This is a genomic window from Floridaenema fluviatile BLCC-F154, assembly GCF_041929135.1.
Lineage (GTDB): Bacteria > Cyanobacteriota > Cyanobacteriia > Cyanobacteriales > Aerosakkonemataceae > Floridanema > Floridanema fluviatile.
This window is the reverse complement of record NZ_JBHFNS010000019.1, coordinates 345638-364698: the sequence shown is the minus strand read 5'-3', so window position 1 is coordinate 364698 and position 19061 is coordinate 345638. Positions and strand designations below refer to the sequence as shown.

General features: G+C 40.7%; 20 protein-coding genes. 6 read left to right on the top strand and 14 right to left on the bottom strand.

What is annotated here, in order from left to right; genetic code table 11:
• Positions 1-87: 87 nt before the first annotated feature.
• Complete coding sequence (gene proC, locus ACE1B6_RS05715) at positions 88-888, top strand: pyrroline-5-carboxylate reductase (protein ID WP_413256282.1); 801 nt, start codon at positions 88-90, stop codon at positions 886-888.
• 70 nt (positions 889-958) lie between these two features.
• On the opposite strand, the gene plsY is transcribed toward proC, so the two are convergent.
• The 4 genes from plsY to ACE1B6_RS05695 form a co-directional block, all read right to left on the bottom strand.
• Complete coding sequence (gene plsY, locus ACE1B6_RS05710; protein WP_413256281.1) at positions 959-1615, bottom strand: glycerol-3-phosphate 1-O-acyltransferase PlsY; 657 nt, start codon at positions 1613-1615, stop codon at positions 959-961.
• A 106-nt stretch (positions 1616-1721) separates the two neighbouring features.
• On the bottom strand, positions 1722-2867 hold the full coding sequence (locus ACE1B6_RS05705) for a DUF3086 domain-containing protein (protein ID WP_413256280.1): 1146 nt from the start codon (positions 2865-2867) through the stop codon (positions 1722-1724).
• Positions 2868-2889: 22 nt separating this feature from the next.
• Entirely contained in the window at positions 2890-3276 is a 387-nt protein-coding gene (locus ACE1B6_RS05700) for a DUF3119 family protein (RefSeq protein ID WP_413256279.1), read from the bottom strand.
• 184 nt (positions 3277-3460) lie between these two features.
• Entirely contained in the window at positions 3461-4258 is a 798-nt protein-coding gene (locus ACE1B6_RS05695) for an MlaE family lipid ABC transporter permease subunit (protein WP_413256278.1), read from the bottom strand.
• A gap of 213 nt (positions 4259-4471) precedes the next feature.
• Between ACE1B6_RS05695 and ACE1B6_RS05690 the strand changes: the two genes are divergently transcribed.
• On the top strand, positions 4472-4762 hold the full coding sequence (locus ACE1B6_RS05690; protein ID WP_413256277.1) for a hypothetical protein: 291 nt from the start codon (positions 4472-4474) through the stop codon (positions 4760-4762).
• Between the two features lie 135 nt (positions 4763-4897).
• Here the strand turns inward: ACE1B6_RS05690 and ACE1B6_RS05685 are convergent, their stop codons facing one another.
• A complete protein-coding gene (locus ACE1B6_RS05685; protein ID WP_413256276.1) occupies positions 4898-5686 on the bottom strand; it encodes an Rpn family recombination-promoting nuclease/putative transposase in 789 nt (262 codons plus the stop codon).
• Between the two features lie 92 nt (positions 5687-5778).
• Positions 5779-7434 carry a Ppx/GppA phosphatase family protein gene (locus tag ACE1B6_RS05680; protein WP_413256275.1) on the bottom strand — a complete coding sequence of 552 codons (1656 nt, stop codon included), beginning with the start codon at positions 7432-7434 and terminating at the stop codon, positions 5779-5781.
• 224 nt (positions 7435-7658) lie between these two features.
• Here ACE1B6_RS05680 and ACE1B6_RS05675 point away from each other — a divergent pair, with 224 nt between their 5' ends.
• Positions 7659-8540 carry a 4-hydroxybenzoate solanesyltransferase gene (locus ACE1B6_RS05675; RefSeq protein WP_413256274.1) on the top strand — a complete coding sequence of 294 codons (882 nt, stop codon included), beginning with the start codon at positions 7659-7661 and terminating at the stop codon, positions 8538-8540.
• 15 nt (positions 8541-8555) lie between these two features.
• Here the strand turns inward: ACE1B6_RS05675 and ACE1B6_RS05670 are convergent, their stop codons facing one another.
• Together ACE1B6_RS05670 and ACE1B6_RS05665 are read right to left on the bottom strand one after the other, a co-directional pair.
• Positions 8556-9239 (bottom strand): hypothetical protein, encoded by a 684-nt coding sequence (locus ACE1B6_RS05670; RefSeq protein ID WP_413256273.1) that lies wholly within the window; start codon positions 9237-9239, stop codon positions 8556-8558.
• 400 nt (positions 9240-9639) lie between these two features.
• Entirely contained in the window at positions 9640-10608 is a 969-nt protein-coding gene (locus ACE1B6_RS05665; RefSeq protein ID WP_413256272.1) for a DUF389 domain-containing protein, read from the bottom strand.
• A 20-nt stretch (positions 10609-10628) separates the two neighbouring features.
• Between ACE1B6_RS05665 and ACE1B6_RS05660 the strand changes: the two genes are divergently transcribed.
• Complete coding sequence (locus ACE1B6_RS05660; protein ID WP_413256271.1) at positions 10629-11126, top strand: TIGR00725 family protein; 498 nt, start codon at positions 10629-10631, stop codon at positions 11124-11126.
• A gap of 47 nt (positions 11127-11173) precedes the next feature.
• Here the strand turns inward: ACE1B6_RS05660 and ACE1B6_RS05655 are convergent, their stop codons facing one another.
• Complete coding sequence (locus ACE1B6_RS05655) at positions 11174-12067, bottom strand: hypothetical protein (RefSeq protein WP_413256270.1); 894 nt, start codon at positions 12065-12067, stop codon at positions 11174-11176.
• 258 nt (positions 12068-12325) lie between these two features.
• Here ACE1B6_RS05655 and ACE1B6_RS05650 point away from each other — a divergent pair, with 258 nt between their 5' ends.
• Complete coding sequence (locus ACE1B6_RS05650) at positions 12326-13084, top strand: OmpA family protein (protein WP_413256269.1); 759 nt, start codon at positions 12326-12328, stop codon at positions 13082-13084.
• A gap of 63 nt (positions 13085-13147) precedes the next feature.
• Entirely contained in the window at positions 13148-14152 is a 1005-nt protein-coding gene (gene fmt, locus ACE1B6_RS05645; protein ID WP_413256268.1) for a methionyl-tRNA formyltransferase, read from the top strand.
• 7 nt (positions 14153-14159) lie between these two features.
• On the opposite strand, the gene ACE1B6_RS05640 is transcribed toward fmt, so the two are convergent.
• From ACE1B6_RS05640 to ald, 5 genes are all read right to left on the bottom strand, one after another.
• The gene (locus tag ACE1B6_RS05640; protein ID WP_413256267.1) at positions 14160-14522 is read right to left on the bottom strand and encodes a DUF6464 family protein; all 363 of its coding nucleotides are present in this window, start codon (positions 14520-14522) and stop codon (positions 14160-14162) included.
• 132 nt (positions 14523-14654) lie between these two features.
• Positions 14655-16661, bottom strand: a complete 2007-nt coding sequence (locus ACE1B6_RS05635; RefSeq protein ID WP_413256266.1) for a sensor domain-containing diguanylate cyclase — start codon at positions 16659-16661, stop codon at positions 14655-14657.
• On the bottom strand, positions 16658-17269 hold the full coding sequence (locus tag ACE1B6_RS05630; protein ID WP_413256265.1) for a chemotaxis protein CheC: 612 nt from the start codon (positions 17267-17269) through the stop codon (positions 16658-16660). The genes ACE1B6_RS05635 and ACE1B6_RS05630 overlap by 4 nt, the downstream gene beginning before the upstream one ends.
• Entirely contained in the window at positions 17253-17651 is a 399-nt protein-coding gene (locus tag ACE1B6_RS05625) for a response regulator (RefSeq protein ID WP_413256264.1), read from the bottom strand. Before ACE1B6_RS05625 ends, ACE1B6_RS05630 begins: the two co-directional genes overlap by 17 nt.
• 208 nt (positions 17652-17859) lie before the next feature.
• Positions 17860-18945: an alanine dehydrogenase gene (gene ald / locus ACE1B6_RS05620; RefSeq protein WP_413256263.1), complete on the bottom strand. Its 1086-nt coding sequence runs from the start codon at positions 18943-18945 to the stop codon at positions 17860-17862.
• Between the last annotated feature and the right edge of the window lie 116 nt (positions 18946-19061).

Sequence of the window (19061 nt, the reverse complement as noted above, 5' to 3'; positions counted from 1 at the left end):
TTACCTTTTTGAGTTTCTTAAGGGAAAAATTAAAACTTGAACTCACTACTTACTACTTAATTGCAAATCATAGTTGACAAATAATAAATGACGATTAAATTTGGTGTAATTGGCGGCGGGGTAATGGGAGAAGCTCTCTTATCCCGCTTAATTAATCTGGGCATCTATCAAGGATCGCAGGTTTTGGTTAGCGATCCTTTACCTTCTCGGCGCAGTTTTTTAGCCGAAAAATACGGCGTTGGGGTAACAGGAGAAAACCGGGAAGTGGCAACTGCGGCTGAGGTTTTATTCTTGGCAATTAAACCCCAGGTGTTTGCAGAGGTGGCGATCGAATTATCCGATGTTTCTGCATCTTCTTTAGTAATTTCGATTTTAGCGGGAGTACCTTTAAGTAAGTTGGAAAAGGCGTTTCCTCAACATCCGGTAATTCGGGCTATGCCCAATACTCCAGCAACGGTAGGGGCGGGGATGAGTGCGATCGCATCCGGTAAACTAGTAAAACCAGAACACCTGGAACAAGCAAAACGCATCTTTCAAGCGGTGGGCGAAGTGGTGGAAGTTCCCGAAACTATGCTAGATGCGGTAACGGGACTTTCGGGTTCTGGGCCCGGTTATGTGGCAATCTTAATTGAAGCTCTCAGTGATGGTGGGGTAGCTGCGGGTTTACCAAGAGCGATCGCATTTCAATTAGCATTACAAACTGTCTTTGGTACAGCCCAACTTTTAAAAGAATCAGGAATGCACCCAGCTGATTTAAAAGATAGAGTAACTAGTCCTGGTGGTACGACAATTGCGGGAATTGCGGAGTTGGAAAAAGCAGGTTTTCGATCGGCAATTATTGAAGCAGTCAAAGCCGCTTATCGCCGATCTAAAGAATTAGGAAGTTAGCAAGGGCGCAGGGGGACACAGGTGAAGGAACGAGAAAAATAACCTGTTTTTCGTTTTTGATTTTTGATGTTTAACTACCTTCTAAACTTGGCTCGGTTTCTGTTACTAATTTTTGCCCAATTTTCGGTTCTGTTCCGGCAATTATTCGTTGAATATTGCTGCGATGTCGCCAAATTACATACACACCTGCGGCAATAGCAAATATTAAATAGGGTAGGGGTTGTTTAAACAAAATCATGAACAGGGAAACTGCGATTGCACCCGCGATCGAACTAATCGAAACAATTCGGGTAATTGCCACAACAACCGCAAAGACACCCAAAGTTGCTAACCCAACTTGCCAAGACATTGCTAACAGAATGCCCAAACTTGTCGCCACAGATTTTCCCCCTTTGAAATTCAACCAAACGGGTAAACTGTGACCAATAACAGCAAATAATCCGGCTAAAGTAACTAACCAAGGTAAAGGTAAACTTTCATTGTTAGTAAAAGGATAAATCCAATTGGCGAGAGCGATCGCCAAAGCACCCTTCAAAGCATCAACTAACAAAACCAAAATTGCTGGCCCTTTTCCCAAAGTTCGCAGTACATTTGTTGCCCCGATCGAACCAGAACCTTCATCACGAATATCAATACCTTTCAACAATTTAGCAGCTAAAAAACCAGTAGGAAAAGAACCAAACAAATAAGCCACTAACAACAGCCCAATACTAACAGTTATCCCCATCACAATCACCTTTTTTGTAATGAAAAATTTTCATAATTATTGGGTAAAGGTAACTTGATTCCCTTACCCAATCCCCAATCCCTAATCCCTAGTACCCAATCCCTAACTAATACCGATCGTAAGAATAACTAGGAGATTGCGGATCGGGAGCAAAAGCTAACCACAGGGGAAATTGCAACACAGAAAGACTGATTTGATCTTCTGTTTCATCAATAATAATAAACGGCAAATCCCCTTCTTTAACTATCCTTTCTGCTTTGGCTGCCAAGGCTTCAGGCGCTTCAAATAAAGCCAAACCTTGGTCGGGGCCAAAATCACCGCGAGAGATGCCTAAACAGTCTTGTAAACCGCGTCGCCATTCGCCCAAACGTTCGGGACTATTTGCCAAAATTAAAGTGCGAAGGCGATCGTCATACAACTCAGTTAAAACCGAGATAATTGAGGAAGCTACCAAGATATTTTGTAAGCGAGTTCCTAGCGATCGCAACGCCCCCTTTCCACCTTGCGTAAAAAACCATTGCGAAGCTCTTTCCGCATGAACTGGTTCAAAAGTGCGCCGCAATTGCCAAGGCGGGCCATAATAATCTGGGCGAGTGCGATATTGATCTAATAATTGGCGAATTATCTTAGCTTGTTCCTCAAAACCTTGTTCCGCAAATTGAGGAGTTCCAGAAGTATTTTTTGCAGGTTTCGCCTCTTTTACTTCCACCATTTCCGACTCTTCAACTTGGGGAATTAAATCTAATTGTTCCGCCGCTGTTGCTAAATCTTGTAAACTCCCAACTAAATAATCTTTAAAACCTTGAACGCGAATAGCCAAATCTTGAGAAACACCCGCAAAAGTCGTTTTCATTTCCTGGCGAATGCGTTCTTGGCGACGTTCTAATTGTTCGACTGCTAATTGTAAAGTTTGTCGCCGTTGTTCTAAATCTCGCAAACTTTCTTGCACTACCCGACTCATCGCAGTTTGCATATCTGCTATTTGTCGAGTATAGTCACCTTGTAAAGTAGCAATTTGTTGTTTAAGTGCTCGTTCTTGCTCCTGCAATTGAGCTACTCTTTCTTCCCACTTAGTTACTTCATTTTCCGCTGATGAATTGTTCAATATTGGCACAGGATTAACATCAGAAATTGAGGGTTCTGATAGTGCTTGAGTTTGCCCCAAAGTGACAGTTTCCGGCTCGGAATCTGCCCAAGGATCGACATTAGGTTCTGAGTCTGATTTTTGTAGAGGGGTTGAGTCTGAATTCATTTAAACTAATAACAGATAACAACTAGTTTCGGGGACAACGCTGTTCTAAACAGGTTTGTAGCATTTTGGGGTCGAAAATAATCGGCACAAAATGAATGCTTTTAACTTCTTTAAAGTAGAACAAAATTGGCACAGGAAGCCAAAATATCCGCCAATTTTGCCATTCGGAGTAAGGAAAGTTACGAATCAATTTTTCACTGCGATAAACTTCCAAAGCTGTTGGGGTAAATTTTAGCCGAATGGTGACAGTTTGGAACAACAGAAACAAACCAAAAGCGGCAATTATTAAACTTAGCCAAGGTAACACCAATAATAATGGTATTGCCCCCAAAACTAAAACTAAAGGTATGGTGTAGCTGGGAGCTAATTCAACAGTTTGTTGTGATTCGATCGGAGTAGCCGTAGTCACCGTCTTTCCTTCCTAACTTTAAGAACACCAAACAATACTATTTTAAAGGTTTAGTATCTCACAAACCTTGGTAGGACTGTAAAACTTATAGGACGAATGGTGCGTTACGATAGCACTAACGCACCCTACTAATTTAACTTTCCCAGTCCCCAGTCCCCAGTACCTAGTCCCCAGTACCCCCATCTCACAATCCTTGTAACACTGCACTGCCTGTTCCCTGGAACATTAACCAACTCAAAAAGAAGTTACTAATAAAGATCGCTAGCAAGGCAGTTACTACAGCAGTTGTAGTTGATTGTCCCACACCTTTGGCTCCCCCGGAAGTAGTTAAACCCCAACTACAACCGATAATCGCAATTAAAGCGCCAAAGCAAAAAGCTTTAATCTCGCCGCTACAAATATCCCAAACTGAGAGGAAGCTACGCACAGACTCTAAAAATACTGTCTGGGAGATCCCGTACATACTACTAGAGATGATTAATCCACCAAATAAGCCAGTTAGTAAACTCATCAGGGTTAAAATTGGCAGCATTAGGCAACAGGCGATCGCACGCGGAATCACCAAATAATCGATCGGATCTGTTTTCAACATATACAGAGCATCAATTTGTTCTGTGACTCTCATTGTGCCAATTTCCGCCGCAAAAGCTGAACCGATCCTTCCCGCTAATACTACCGCAGTCAAAATCGGCGCGAGTTCGCGGGCTAATGCTAAGGCTAAAACTCCCCCGACAGTGCTACCTGCACCTAAGCTAATAAACTCTCGCGCCACCTGCACTGTAAACACCATCCCCACAAAAGCAGCTGTGATTAAGGCAATTAACAATGATTCTGGCCCAACCGTTGCCATTTGCTCTAAGGTGTTGCGCCGATGAATTTTGCCCTTGAGTAAATGGACTATCACTTGTCCACCCAGGAAAACCGCCGCTACTAAGCGCCGCCCCCATTTCTCTAAATCAGAATTAGAACTTGTTTGACTCACTGCGGGAAAGTTTGTATTGCATCTGTTTCATTAAAGCCGATCCTGCTCCTTGTCTCTATTACAAACTTAGGACTTACTCTACGTTTTCTTAAGGAAGATTTAAGATTTTTAAACTTTGGCTCCGAATCTGGGGATTGCGCTTATTGTATTAGTGGTGAAGTTGATCGATCAACTTGCCGTGACCAAGTTCAGTCGCACTATATATTTGAGAGCATGAGTATTCTACCGAAGTTCTTTCGTTTGCTGCTAACCACTGCTTTCAGCTTCGTTGCTCCAGTAGTTCTGATTGGTGTAATCTTAGTTGGTCTATGTTTGGTGGGCTTTGTTCCCGGTTTAGAATTTCTTTGTCAGTCAGGGATTGAAGGATTGGCGAATTTTTTGGAAACGTTTGGTGATGGTTCCCCGATCGAAGGTATTTTAGCGATCGGGTTAACCTTTGCTGTAGTCGGAGCAATTTTTGATACTTATGCTTCCTACAGGTATCAAACACTACGGGGAAATTAATCACTGCTCAGTTTTACCCGAAAAAACTAAAGATTAGGTGATTTTTGGTGAAATCAACAGATCTGGAATTTGACGCGGAATTTTTGTATAACCATCAAAACTTAGCTAACACTAATTCCCCAGTCCCCAAAATAGCTATTCCAAACTCGTTGCTTGACTAGCTAATTCTTTCGCTGCTTCTTTCACAGCTTCCAGATCCAATTGTAATTCTTGAGCAATTCTCTCTACAGTCAATCCTAATTCTAATAACAGAGGTACGGTTTCTAATTTACCCTCTGTCTTCGCTTCTTGATAAAGTTTGCTTTGTTTTAAATCGTTTAATTCAAACATTTTTGTTAACTCCTTAATCCCCGATTCTGGGAATTTATAGGCTAAAATTGTGGTCAATAACTCCGCTAACTTTGGTTGTTCGTTGGTAGGGGTTAGTTGCTGAATTTGATGAATTAAATACTCGGCTCGTTGTTGGGCTTTAGGTTCATCTTCTACTAACAACTTTAACATTCCTAAACCCAGTGATTGATTAGCAATTAGTCCTAATTCATCTAAGTAAAAACGCTTAATATGGTCGCTTTCTACTAACCATTGATAAGGTCTAGGAATAACTGGTTCAATAATGCGACGGGGATAAATCGCCACAGCAAACCAATCTCTGTTAGACTTATTGTTACCTAAATAAAGGAAAATTTCGGTAAAAAATCGATAGTAAAAATCTTCATCAAATTGAGCTTGCACCTCAACAAAATAAATTGGTTGACGGGTGCGTTTAGCCGGAATAAATACACCATCAAGACGTTGATTTGTATCTTTAATTTCTACCGACTGAAACTCATAACCATTAGTTTCTGTTGGCGGGTGTCCAATAAGTTCAAAGAAGATACTGGGGAAATTTTGAAATAAGTGATAAAACAGGCTGTTTGTTTTCATGAATTTTCATTTTCGCAGATCGAGGAAGGATTCCCGAAGGGATCGCTTCGCGAATCGCGCAACCTAAATTCTGGTAAGTTAGTTGTACCTACCTATCTTAAACTAACATTAACAGCATTAGGCTCCAACTGAGCAACCAATTTCAAGTTATACTCAGCCTCAAAAGCATCTTTCTTATAATTCAAACTCCAAAGTTCTAAGGCGCAATCATCATCAGGGAAACTAGGAAAAAGTTTTAAGTGAAATTCTCCTACTTCAGAAAGATACTCACACTCCAAGCGATTAATAGCACCAATTTGTCGGCGATCTAATGCTACAGCTATTCGCAGGAAAGCACTCAAATGACAGACCATTTGGCGATATTCTTTGGTCGGCAAATTCCGATAGTTTTCATGTTTTTTCTTAGGGGTACTTTTTCGGTGATATCGAGCTAAATTAGCAATTAGTTCAATTTCACTTTCCGTGTAACCAAGTAATTCGCTATAGCGAATTAAATAGTAAGAATGTTTATGGTGTGCGGAATGACTAACATAATGTCCGCTATTGTGTAAAATCGCTCCAGCCCAAAGTAATTCTCTTTCTAAATCTCTCCAATTATGTAATTTACCTTGGGTTTGATCGAAGATACTAACCGCAAATTCTGCGACTCTTTGACTATGGGCTAAATCAACTCGATATTTTTGAGCAGTTTTGAAAACGCTACGTTCTCTAACTGAACCTTGATAACGCAACCGATCTTCAATTAAGCCATGAGTTAGCATCCAATCAACTATGACACCTTCTCGCAAGCTTCGCTCACAAATGGTAATAGTTTCTGTTCCTAATAAAGTCATTGCTTCTTGTAAAATTAAAGCACCTGCTAAAATAATTTCCGATCGCCGATCGGACATTCCCGGTATCGTAGCACGTTCCGAGTTATCCATTTTACGGAAACGATTTACCATTTCTCGTAAATCTTTTAAACTAAATTGATAGCCATTTAAAGGGTTAGGAATCATCCCCAATTTTTCCCTGGCGTTAATCATGGCTAAAGTTTCAATTGTTCCCGCAGTTCCGACTAAACGGGGAAATTCCCCAGGTTTTAAGTTAGCTTTTAACTCATCAACTGCTCTTTCTAACATTACCCGAATGTAAGCTTGCAGGTAATAAAATTCCGAGTTACTAATCGGATCGGTAGTGATAAATTCCGCACTAAGTCGAACTGCGCCAACTTTGGTGCTACTGAGCGATCGCGGTTCGTGACTATCTCCTAAAATTAACTCAGTAGAACCGCCCCCAATATCAATAATAATGTGGGGCTGGTTATTAAATTCCATCCCCGATAAAACGCCTAAATAAATCCTTCTCGCTTCCTCTTGTCCCGAAATTAAATCAACAACTACCCCAGTTTCCGCTTCAATTCTTTTGAGAAAATCTCGCCCATTTGGTGCTTCCCGTACTGCACTAGTCGCCACCGCAATAATTTGTTCTGCATTCAAAGTTTTGGCAACTTCTCGACAACGATGTAAAGTCGAAATTGCCCTTTCCATTGCTTCCGGTTTTAAGTTGTGGGTATCGGGATCGCGATCGCCTAACCTAACTGTATCTTTTTCCCGTTCAATAATTATAAAAGCTGGTAGTTCCGGCATAATTTGCACAACTACCATGTGAATCGAATTTGTCCCAATATCAACAGCAGCAATAATACGATTCTTCGACCCCGCAGCACTAGGAATATTTACCGCATTTTCCACAAGAGCATTTTCCATAAGAATTGTGTTGACGATAACAGCTTTTACCCCCTCCTTTCAGGAATAATATCAGTTTTTCCCCTTCTTTCCCGTTAAACTAATAGAGACTTATTATCATTCAGCAGTCTGTAAGGACGGTATTTTCTGCCAAATCTGGGCAAAAAGGAATTTTTTTGGCAAACAAAACCAAATAATGTAACGATATTTTTAGTCAAGGATGAAGATTGATATCGTACTCAACTATGCTCACTCAAGACACACAGCAAACCTTTCCCGGTGCTACCATCATTCGACTGCTGAGATGGGATAAACCAGCAGGACGTTTAATTTTAATGATACCCGCACTTTGGGCAGTGTTTTTAGCCGCTAGGGGTACTCCACCAGCGCCACTTGTCGGAGTAATTGTGTTGGGGAGTTTAGCTACAAGTGCTGCTGGTTGTGTGGTGAATGATTTGTGGGATCGAGATATCGATCCACAAGTGGAAAGAACCAAAGAACGTCCTTTAGCTTCTCGTGCTTTATCAATTCGTACTGGAATTGCGATCGCTTTTATCGCTTTATGTTGTGCGGGTGTATTAGCACTTTATCTCAATCCTTTAAGCTTTTTGTTATGCGTCGCCGCAATTCCGGTAATTATTTTTTACCCCTCAGCTAAACGAGTCTTTCCTATCCCCCAATTAGTATTATCAATTGCTTGGGGTTTCGCCGTATTAATTAGTTGGAGTGCAGCTGTAGGAAATTTAGAATTCGATACTTGGTTGCTTTGGGGTGCAACATTATTTTGGACGCTGGGATTTGATACCGTTTATGCCATGAGTGACAAAGAAGACGATCGACGAATTGGAATTAATTCTAGTGCCATATTTTTTGGTCAATTTGCACCGGAAGCAGTAGGAATTTTTTGGTTCGGAACAGCGGTTTTGTTAGCTTGGTTAGGTATAGATATGCAGCTACATTTCGGCTTTTGGCTAACTTTCGCCCTTGCCATCCTTAGCTGGGTTTGGCATTATTCCCAATTACGCAAAGCCGATTTACCAAACCCTGTTTATGGACAAATCTTCCGCCAAAATGTCTGGATTGGATTTGGATTACTTGGGGGAATGATTTGTGGATCGATCTTTTAAGTAGCCGAATCAACTTTAATTGTTGTACTGAAAAATATTGAAGGTTGTACTCACAGATCTGTTTTTATTGAATAGAAACAAATTGCTGGGGAGAGTTGGTTGCTCTAATTGAGTGACTATACTCAACCCGTTAATTGTAAAACCATAACCACCATTTTCCGGTACATATAAGGTAATTCTGCTAATATTAGCAGTCTCGCTCACTACGCCAATAAATGGTGTTGAGCTATTGCTCTTACCAGAAACAGAGAATTTGCCTAAGCTTTTACCACTGCGATCGAAGGCTTCGATTATTCCTGTAAAAGCACCAAAAAATGCTCTTTGAATTTGAGTCCCGATACCAAATATAGGAGTAGCAAAATCAATTGTAATAGCACTGTCAGCAAATTCTAAAAACAGTAATTCATCTCCTGATGTAAAGTTTCCTTTAATGCCGCTACCTTCAGTCAGGCGCAGAAAAGTTCCTAAAGAGCTTAATTTTAGTGACAATCCATTGGTAGATTTAACCGATAAAGGAGTAGGAAGAAAATCAAATTCTTTACCGCAATTTCCCCAATCTACTATATCATTCGCTCTGAGTTCGGCAGGGTTTGTAACTAAATTTATTCTAGGGTTTTTGCTTTGTAGTTGGCTATAATCATTTTTTTGATTATTCCAATTATTTTCTGATAAATTTTTTATGATATGAGTGATGGACATTGTATCTATACCCCTTTAGCTGTTTGATTGAATCAGTAGATGTTGTCAGAGTCAGATCGCTAACAGTTCCGATCGTGAAGAGCCAATCAGACGATTTGTAACTCGAACCGATCGGAGCGAACTGCGGTAACTACGTAAACAATCCGCTTTTATATCGTTGCTCATTTACTAACTTAAGTAAGTTTACCAGTAAACATCAAGCTTTTTTAGGTAATTTCACAGAAACTTCATAACTGTATAGTATTGTGTTTTTCACTTCTTTTCAGCCAAATACCTGAATTAACAGGGTTTTTCGGCAAAAGCGATCGCTCCAGAGGCTGTTTACAATTTATATAAATATACTAACCTCTACTTAAGGGTATACATAAAAAAGCACAGTAATAGTCACTAGATAAAAAAATTATTGTTTGGGTGATTCTGTGTAATCTTCTGCTGTAACTTCCTGAATTTGTTCCACTTGAAACAATAAAGTAAAAGGTCTACCGACTTCTTTAGCAATAAACTCCTCTACCAGGCGAACTTGCTTAGGAGTAATCTGATTGCTCGATCGGACTCTTAAGTAAACTGTAGGTGGATTGGTTGACCAGTTAACTTCGGTGTGCCTGAGTTCCACCATCTGACCCACCGTAATAGTACGGTTAAGGAGAATTGTCTTAATCGTGTGGTGAATTTGAGCTTGTCTGAGGAGTTGAAAAAAACTGATTCCTAAAGGGATCACTAAAATGCTAGCTAAACCTAAAGTCCAACTCAAAGCGTGGCTGTATTTAGCGTAACCAGCACTGACAAACACCAACATACAGGCGAGGATAATACCTAACAAATTGGTAATGTAAAGTAAGAAAGCGCCCCAACTGTAATTCCACAGTCCTTGGGATAAACTTAAGCCAACCACGCAAATGGGAGGCATTAAGGCAACGGCGATCGCAGTTCCCGCCAAAGCATCACTAATTTTTGGTCTAACCTTAGCAAAACCACTAATTCCACCAGCGACGACAGCAATTCCCAAATCAAGTAAAGTTGGTTGAGTCCGAGACAGAACTTCCGATCCAAATTCAGGTAAACCAATTAAACGTCCAATCGACCAGGAAGCTAGGATAGCGAGAGGAGTAGCAATAGCGATCGCTTTCAACGCATCTCGGAATAACTCTGGATCTCCTTCCAAAGCCCCAAAAGCTAATCCCCGCAACGGTAACATTAATGGTGCAACAATCATCGCCCCAATAATTACAGCTGCACTATTACTAACTAAACCAAAGGTAGCAATTAAACAAGAACCCACTGTCAGAATCAGAAAGTTAATAGTTAACCGCGAATCTTCCAGCAAGTCCTCCCGCATTTGTTCCACAATATCTACAGAGATTTTTGTCATATAAAAAGTTAGAGTTGGTGATGAAAAAAATTATCGTTGGTGTCATGGGTCCAGGCGCTAACGCCACAGACCTTGATGTAGAAAATGCTTATCAGCTAGGAAAATTAATTGCCCAAGCTGGATGGGTATTACTAACAGGTGGAAGAAATGAAGGTGTGATGGATGCTGCCAGTAAAGGTGCAAAATCCGCCAATGGTTTAACCGTCGGTATTCTTCCCTCATCTGATACTACCACCGCTTCGGATGCTGTAGATATTGCTATTGTTACCGATTTGGGAAATGCCCGAAATAATATTAATGTGCTTTCCAGCGATATAATTATTGCTTGTGGTATGGGTACAGGAACCGCTGCCGAAATTGCTTTAGCTTTAAAAGTAAATAAAAAAGTAATTTTATTGAATAATAATCAGCCAAGTAAAGCTTTTTTTCACAGTTTAGCCAAACAGCAAATTTTAATTGCCGAAAATCCGATCGCAGCTATTGAGTTAGCTAATCAACTGTTGGCAAACCTAAATTGAGAAACCCGGTTTCTTCAAGAAACCGGGTTTCTGTAATAGTTTAGTAATTACCAACCAGTTTGAGGGCCTGCCCAAGCTTGTTTAATGGTTCTGCCAAAAACGATCGGCTGATCGTTTTCTTTAGCGGCGATCGTTTTCCCCTGCAAATTAACCGCCCATAATTGACGTTTTTCCTCGCCTAATTCCCCAGCTTGGAAAATCACTTCTTTGGGGTTAACTTTACTCCAACCTAACAAAATAGCTTGACCGTATTCGGCAGCATTACTAGGAATAATTGTATTACTGCGACCATTGCTCCGATCCCAAACTACTGCATAGTCAGAAGCGTCTGAGGCGCTGAGACTACCTTCAAATTGACGCGCTAAAAGTCGATCGCCATTTGCCGACCAAGAAACCGGGATTAAAATAGTTACAATCCCCGGCTGATCCCCAGGTTCTTTGGCTCTATTGGGATTATTTGCTAAAGGAGAACTAGCCGTCACCACTCGCAACTGCTTAGTTTGCAAATTCTCCACAAACATTACACTACTTACATGACTGTGATAAAGTTCTGGCTTAACTTGTAATTGCACCCTACTATAAGCAGCATATTTACCATCTGGCGAAATCACAGAAGGAGTGCGGTAGAAGCGAACTCCTGAACCTTTTGTCGAACTAACTTGTTCGTGAGTTGACATTACCCAAGTCCAAGGTACAGGATAGGGACTTTCCAAGGGATCGACTTGCTGAGTAGGTTCTATTGCTGTGGGAGTAGTACGAATTGCCGGAACCGTTTTTTGGTTACGTAGCTGTTGTGTTACAGGCTTTGTCCGTACTACCCTTTTCGCAGAGGCAGACAAATTTCCCGCTACTAAAGCGGAACTTATCAGTAGCACAGTTGCGATCGCTAACTGGCGAGGTTTAATTAGATACCGAATGATATGCAGAGGATGTTTCAACATTGATCCTTCTCTTGAGAGTGCTTCTAGTGTAAGGAGGAACAGCCAAAGGAACGGTTGAGCTTATTTTATACATATCTGAACAAATTGCTAGTGTTAGTTGTAAATTTATTTGTAGTTGTTGGGAATATTTTGGGGAAGAGTTTATCTAATTCAATCAAAATCCGTCTTCTAGGTGCTTGACAGAAACAGCCAAACAAGAGTAAGTTTTTTTGGCTCCCGATCGACTTATTTCTGTTTCTTCCTATTCAAATAATCAACATGGGGCGATTTTTCTTAGTTTTTCTGTTTAGGTTTTTATTGTTGCTGGTAGGAGGTGGTTTTGCTGCCCTTTTAGGTGTGGCATTAGCTACTATTTATCCGGCAACAACACCGCAAAAACCTTTGGTAGCTAGAGTACCGGAATTACTTCCAGGTATGAGTACAGATGAGAGTAGTGATAATGCTAACGTTGCTGTTCAACCGGAGGCTAAGGCGCAATTAACACAGGCGCAAAGGAAGCAACTGGAAACAGAGTTACAACGTTTGGAAAGGCAGTTAAAGACGGCAAGCGATCGCGCTAAACTAGAAGCCAGAATTAAAGCAATTCGCCAACAATTGCGGGTAAACTTGGCTAAACTCCCAACAGCTAGTCAATTGGCTTTATCTACTCAACCCTTGATTAATCCTGATACTCTCAGCGGAAAAATTCCTTCAGATGTTTTGTTTGAAGATAACCAAAGTTTTCTATTAACTGAGGGAAAACCAGTTTTGGATAAATTGGTTGATGAGTTACAAAATTACCCAGGCGCAAGCGTGGTAATTGGGGTACATACTGATAGTGTGGGTGAACCAAGTAACAATCGTGCTTTATCCTTTCGTCAAGCAGATGCGATCGCGCAATATCTCTCTACTACCTTGGGGAAATCATATACCTGGATACCTGTAGGTTACGGAGAAATTAGTCCATTAGTTAATGATGAAAATCAAACCAACCTCCAATTTAACCGCCGGATAGAAATTAAAGTAAACCCCAAATAAACTTGCGATTTTTTCCTTTCTCTTTCCCTGGAAACCTTACCCTTTACTCTTACTTGTTTGTTAATGAAAATCGTATTTTTTGGCACACCACAATTTGCAGTTCCCACTTTGGAAAAACTGTTAAATCATCCAGAAATTGAAGTTTTGGCTGTAGTTACTCAACCGGATAAACGTCGTGGTAGAGGTAATCAATTAATACCTTCTCCGGTGAAAGAGTTAGCTTTAACTAATCAATTACCAGTTTGGCAACCAACCAGAATTAAAAAAGATCCAGAAACTCTGAATTTGCTGCAAGCAACAGCAGCAGATGTGTTTGTGGTAGTCGCTTATGGGCAAATACTTTCGCAAGAAATTTTAGATATGCCGAAAATTGGCTGTGTAAATGTTCATGGTTCAATTTTGCCGAAATATCGAGGTGCAGCGCCGATTCAATGGTGTTTGTATCACGGGGAAAAAGAAACGGGTATTACTACCATGCTGATGGATGCAGGGATGGATACTGGTGCAATGTTGTTAAAAGCGGAAACACCGATCGCCCTATTAGATAATTCCCTAGATTTGGCTAAAGTTTTATCGCAATTAGGCGCAGATTTGTTAATCGAAACTCTATTAAAATTGCAGCGTCAAGAAATTGAAGCAACTCCCCAAGATGACTCAATAGCTACTTATGCTTCCCTGATTAAAAAGCCTGATTATTTGATAGATTGGTCGCGGGAGGCGATCGCATTACACAACCAAATTCGCGGATTTTATCCTGATTGTGTGGCAACTTTACGAGGAAAACCGCTAAAAATTACTGCTACTGCCCCCCTTGGTACGGAATATTGGGCAGATTTACCTTCATCCTTCAGCGAGTTAGAAAAAGAGGGGAATAATTTATCTTCGCACACTGGTAAACCTGGGGAAGTGGTAAGCCTTGCCAAGGGAATGGGTCCCATCATTCAAACCGGACAGGGACTTTTGCTACTGCGAGAAATTCAAATGGCTGGCAAACGTCCCCAGTCGGGATGGGATTTCGTTAACGGAACTCGTTTAACAGTCGGAGAAATGTTAGAAAATGGTCAGTGATGGAAGCTTATCCAGCAGCGGATGATTCATAATGACGACAGCGATCGCATGGTCCCTCTGGATTAACCGCACAGCGCATAATTTCCGAGTGTGCGTTAAATCGACAACTAGCGTCTCCTACTACCCAGCGTCCTTGATATAAACTGCGATCGGCAGTATTTGGCGCTGATTGGACATAAAGGGCGATTTTATGGAGTTCATAGCCACCTAGCTTGTATTGGTAGCGGTGACTGCGTTCTAAAACAGCGTAAGTTTGACCCTCTAAATTAAGATAGTTTCCGGGTTGAGGTGTCCAGTCGAGGTTGATTTTACCCAGAGAACGACGCGGATACGTCAGAATCACCTCTGTTGGTAATGAATCTGTTTCCATAACTGACTTCTGATGTGTTTTGTACTACATTTGTGATGTTATCGCATATTTTTAGCAAAGAAAGGCAGGGAAGATGAGGAAATAGGGGAAAGTTGAACCTTCCTTCCCTTCTCTCTTCTGCCTTCTGCCTTGTTAAACAATAGTTGATTCTAAACACATTCCGATCGCACAATTTCTCCCGGCTTTTTTTGCTTGATAAAGGGCTTTGTCTGCTGCTTCAATTAGTTTTGCAGGCCAAAAGCGATAATGGGGAACTACGCAAGTAATTCCGATGCTGATGGTAACATATTGGCTAACATCGGAACCTGAGTGAGATATCTTCAATCCCATGACGTTTTTTCTCATAGTTTCTGCTACATGATATGCGCCATCAATGGGAGTACGAGGTAAGATGATGGCAAATTCTTCGCCTCCGTAACGGGCGACTAAATCCGCTGGTCTTTTCACGGCTTTACTAATGGCGATCGCTACTTCTTGTAAACAAAAATCTCCGGCTTGATGCCCATAAGTATCATTAAATGTTTTGAAAAAATCTACATCACATATAATCAAAGATAAAGGTGCTTTTTCTCTTTCTAATCTGCGCCATTCTTTCGTTAAATATTCATCGAAACGCCGCCGATTTGCCAATTGAGTTAAGCTATCTGATGAGGCTAATCGGGCTAATTCTTGATTCGCTGTTTGTAGTCTTTGGTAAAGTTCGGCTTGTTGAATGGCGATCGTTAATTGATTAGCTAATTCTTTGATTAAATCTACTTCTAATGATTGCCATTTTCTAGTTGATTGGCAATGATGCACCATCAGAATTCCCCATAATTTCTTACCTTGGCGAATCGGCACTTCTAAGCTAGATTTTACTTGCCATTTCCTGAGTAATCCTTGATGGGAACAATGGCAATTATCATTACATACTTCGTCTATTTTACTGATGCCACTTTCTTTATATGAACAGTAGTAATTCTGAGTTAAAGAAGAGCGTGGGATTCTTAATCCTAAGATTGTTTGGCAATCTTCCGATCTTGATTCTACGGTAATGATTCCTGATTGCAAGTTTTCATTTTCCCAATCACCATGATGCTGAAAGCGACAAACGATCGCGCGATCGGCTTGCAAAAAATGCCGCACTTCTGTTACCGCAGTATGGAGAACTTCATTTAAGTTTAAGGAACGGCGAATCTGTTGAGTAATTCCCGCCATTAACCTCTCTTTTTCTATTTGCAATTGTAAAGCTGTTTCGGCTTTTTTCCGTTCGCTAATATCCTGCGCTGTTCCTAAAATTCTTTGCGGTAAACCTTCTTCTGTTCGGGTAAAAATTACTTCTCGACAATGAAACCAGAGCCATTCTCCTGAGCTATGAAGTACCCGGTACTCAATTTCAATTATATCCCCGTCTTGGGCACGATCGAATTTGGCAAAATGTGCCGGAAGTTGAGCTAAATCTTCTGGATGAATCAACTTAGCAAAGGTATTTGCATCCATCGCTTGAATTTCTGCACAACTATATCCCAGTAATATACTGACTTGTTCATTAAAATATTTACTTTGTTTATCGATTAAATCATATATATATAGAAGGTACGGAGCCGTATCAGCTACTTTTTGAATAAAGTGCTGACTTTTTCTTAATTCTGCTTCTACCTTTTTACGCTCATTAATTTCTTCCAAAGCTTGATCGCGCATGGTGCGATAATCTTGGATACGTTGTGTTAAATCAGTGACATCTTCGATAAGAAATAACGCATAAAATGGATCTTTATTTAGCAAGCGATCGCCAATACTTTTACTCTCTTCCACTTGGGAATTTATTGCTGGTACAGGTGTTACTGTTGTATGCTGAATTCGCCATCTTCCATTTGGTAACTCACAAGGAATAATTGATTTATGTAATTGCGAAGAAAAGATCGTCGGCGGGCCACCAGAAAAAATCTGTTGCAGGCGAAAAATGTATTTTGGTTGATGTAAATGGGGAAAATAAGTGGCAATATTTTTTCCCAAAATCTCGCCACGAGAAATTCCCGTCCAATTTTCTAAACAGCGGTTCCAAAACATAACGCTAAAATCTTCTCGGATCACGAAAACCCCTTCGAGAACGCGATCGAGAATGCCAAATTCTTTTTGAGCCGATTCTAGATCGTTCATAATGCTTCACCAAAAGCTAGATCGATCGCCTTGAGGAGAGCATCTAACGAGCCAATTGTGAACATTAAAATAATGTCTCCAGAAATATGTAATTGTTCAATTATAAAACAGGTATGAGCTAAAAGAATTCTGGTATTCTCATCAATGCCCGCAAAAATCGGAAAGTTACTGACCTTACTTTCACTATAAGCAGGTAAAGAATAATCTAAATGCTCAATTAAGGCATTACTTAAAGAACCCATAATGCCATTTAAAACAATATTTCCTACCTCCAGCAAAGCGCCAATTTTCACCACATCTAAATCAGGGGTTCCCGGTTCCTCTCCCGTCAAAACTGATACTAAATTAGCCGCACTTTCTGTGGGGAAAACGAGTTCAGCCGTACCACTAAAAGAGCCAGTAAAACTTAACTGTACCGTAGCCAATAAACCGTCATTAAATTGAGTTTTCAATTCTCGTTTTAACTCTTCAGGAGTTAAGAGTCTCACCTCTGGAATATGTAGCTGAATAGGGGAAGCCAGCATATCATTTAATACGCCAGCTGCTCGACCTACACCAATATTAACTAATTCTTGTAAAGCGTCTATATGACTAAGTGTTAGTTTCATAACTTTCTTCTTGGGGTAAATTTTTTAATGCTTTTTTAATCCAATGGCGTAGTTCGTCCGGTTTAACTAACTTGTGAATAACTGTCATTGCTCCTAGTTCCAAGCATTCCACTCGCGTCGTCTCTTGAATATCCGCAGTAATCACAATTGTGGGAATTTTAATTTCTTGCTGACGTATCGCTTTGAGAAATTCCACTCCTCCCATTTCTGGCATTAAAATATCTACTAAAATGCAATCAGGTCGCTGTTGTTGTTTAACAAGTAATTCCAATCCTTCCAATCCATTTTTAGCCTCCCAAATTGTGTAACCTTCAGGCTGTAAAATTCTCCGCAGTAATTGACGGCTGAGTGCTGCATCATCGATAATTAGTATTGTTGCCACTCGGAATTCTCCCCGCTCACCTTTTCTAATTTAAATTTTACTTTTTATTAGCCTCAGTAACTAAATTTTTAGTTAAGCTTAAAAAATAATAGAACAATTAATTTTTATTGAGTTACTTACGTTATTGTTACAAGCGACTCGATTCTAACTAGAGTATTGTCGTAGATGGTGCGTTACGTTAGCAATAACGCACCCTGTTAAATAAGTACTAGGTTAAATTAGGAAACACTTCTTTAACTGCTGGATGTACCAATTGACGATCGTGTACGTTCAAACCTTTAGCCAAAAAAGGATCGATTTCCAAAGCTTTTAAGCCGTGATTAGCTAGTTTAAGAACGTAAGGTAAAGTACTATTGTTGAGGGCTTGGGTAGCAGTCCAAGGAACGGCTCCAGGCATATTGGGTACGCCGTAATGGACTACGCCTTCTTCTAAGTAGGTTGGTTGGGTGTGGGAAGTGGGATGTAAGGTTTCGACGCAACCGCCTTGATCTACTGCGACATCGACAATCACAGAGCCGTGACGCATTTGTTTTACGAAGTCACGGGAAACTAGAATGGGGGCACGTTTTCCGGTGACTAAAACTGCACCAATTAGCAATTCAGCATCGATGACGTTTTTCTCGATCATACTAGGGCTACTGTAAATATATTCGACTCTAGAGCCAAACAAAGTTTCTAAATAAGCTAAACGTTCTACATTTACGTCAAAAATTTGCACTCTGGCTCCCATTCCCACGGCGATGCGTGTGGCTTCTGTACCGACTACGCCACCGCCTAAAATCATCACTTTTCCAGGTCTAACGCCGGGAACGCCACCTAAAAGAACGCCTCGTCCTCCTTGTTGGCGTTCTAAGTATCTGGCTCCGAATTGTACTGCTAAACGTCCGGCGATGATGCTCATCGGTGTGAGCAGGGGAAGTTTACCATTGGGTAATTCTACGGTTTCGTAAGCGATCGCACTCACACCACTATTAATTAATGATTCGGTTAAAGTGCGATCGGCTGCTAAATGTAAATAAGTAAACAGTAGTTGTTCTTTTTGCAAAAATTGATATTCTGCTAAAAGCGGTTCTTTAACTTTCACTACCAGTTTCCGATCCCAGGCTTCTTTCGCTGTTTCAACAATTTTTGCCCCAGCTTGAATGTATTTTTCATCCTCAAAACCCGCACCCGCACCCGCTTGCGTCTCGACAAAAATTTCATGACCTGCTTCATGTAGCACTCGCACGCTACTGGGACTTAAACCGACGCGAAATTCCTGATCTTTTGTTTCCTTGGGAACGCCAATTTCCATTGCTACCTCTAAACTGACCCATGTTCTTAGCTTAAATCTAAGACCAAAGATCTTTCTCATCGATCGCGGAAATTTGCTAGTTATTTTGGTCTATGCTAGAAATGTAAAGATTTGTT

Excerpts from the sequence above, each read along its gene's own strand:
- ACE1B6_RS05675 (WP_413256274.1), top strand. The coding sequence starts at position 7,659 with ATGCTCACTCAAGACACACAGCAAACCTTTCCCGGTGCTACCATCATT.
- ACE1B6_RS05685 (WP_413256276.1), bottom strand. The coding sequence starts at position 5,686 with ATGAAAACAAACAGCCTGTTTTATCACTTATTTCAAAATTTCCCCAGT.
- ACE1B6_RS05690 (WP_413256277.1), top strand. The coding sequence starts at position 4,472 with ATGAGTATTCTACCGAAGTTCTTTCGTTTGCTGCTAACCACTGCTTTC.
- ACE1B6_RS05660 (WP_413256271.1), top strand. The coding sequence starts at position 10,629 with ATGAAAAAAATTATCGTTGGTGTCATGGGTCCAGGCGCTAACGCCACA.
- ACE1B6_RS05680 (WP_413256275.1), bottom strand. The coding sequence starts at position 7,434 with ATGGAAAATGCTCTTGTGGAAAATGCGGTAAATATTCCTAGTGCTGCG.
- ACE1B6_RS05635 (WP_413256266.1), bottom strand. The coding sequence starts at position 16,661 with ATGAACGATCTAGAATCGGCTCAAAAAGAATTTGGCATTCTCGATCGC.
- ACE1B6_RS05655 (WP_413256270.1), bottom strand. The coding sequence starts at position 12,067 with ATGTTGAAACATCCTCTGCATATCATTCGGTATCTAATTAAACCTCGC.
- ald (WP_413256263.1), bottom strand. The coding sequence starts at position 18,945 with ATGGAAATTGGCGTTCCCAAGGAAACAAAAGATCAGGAATTTCGCGTC.
- ACE1B6_RS05705 (WP_413256280.1), bottom strand. The coding sequence starts at position 2,867 with ATGAATTCAGACTCAACCCCTCTACAAAAATCAGACTCAGAACCTAAT.
- ACE1B6_RS05650 (WP_413256269.1), top strand. The coding sequence starts at position 12,326 with ATGGGGCGATTTTTCTTAGTTTTTCTGTTTAGGTTTTTATTGTTGCTG.
- plsY (WP_413256281.1), bottom strand. The coding sequence starts at position 1,615 with ATGGGGATAACTGTTAGTATTGGGCTGTTGTTAGTGGCTTATTTGTTT.
- ACE1B6_RS05640 (WP_413256267.1), bottom strand. The coding sequence starts at position 14,522 with ATGGAAACAGATTCATTACCAACAGAGGTGATTCTGACGTATCCGCGT.
- fmt (WP_413256268.1), top strand. The coding sequence starts at position 13,148 with ATGAAAATCGTATTTTTTGGCACACCACAATTTGCAGTTCCCACTTTG.
- ACE1B6_RS05630 (WP_413256265.1), bottom strand. The coding sequence starts at position 17,269 with ATGAAACTAACACTTAGTCATATAGACGCTTTACAAGAATTAGTTAAT.
- ACE1B6_RS05665 (WP_413256272.1), bottom strand. The coding sequence starts at position 10,608 with ATGACAAAAATCTCTGTAGATATTGTGGAACAAATGCGGGAGGACTTG.
- proC (WP_413256282.1), top strand. The coding sequence starts at position 88 with ATGACGATTAAATTTGGTGTAATTGGCGGCGGGGTAATGGGAGAAGCT.
- ACE1B6_RS05670 (WP_413256273.1), bottom strand. The coding sequence starts at position 9,239 with ATGTCCATCACTCATATCATAAAAAATTTATCAGAAAATAATTGGAAT.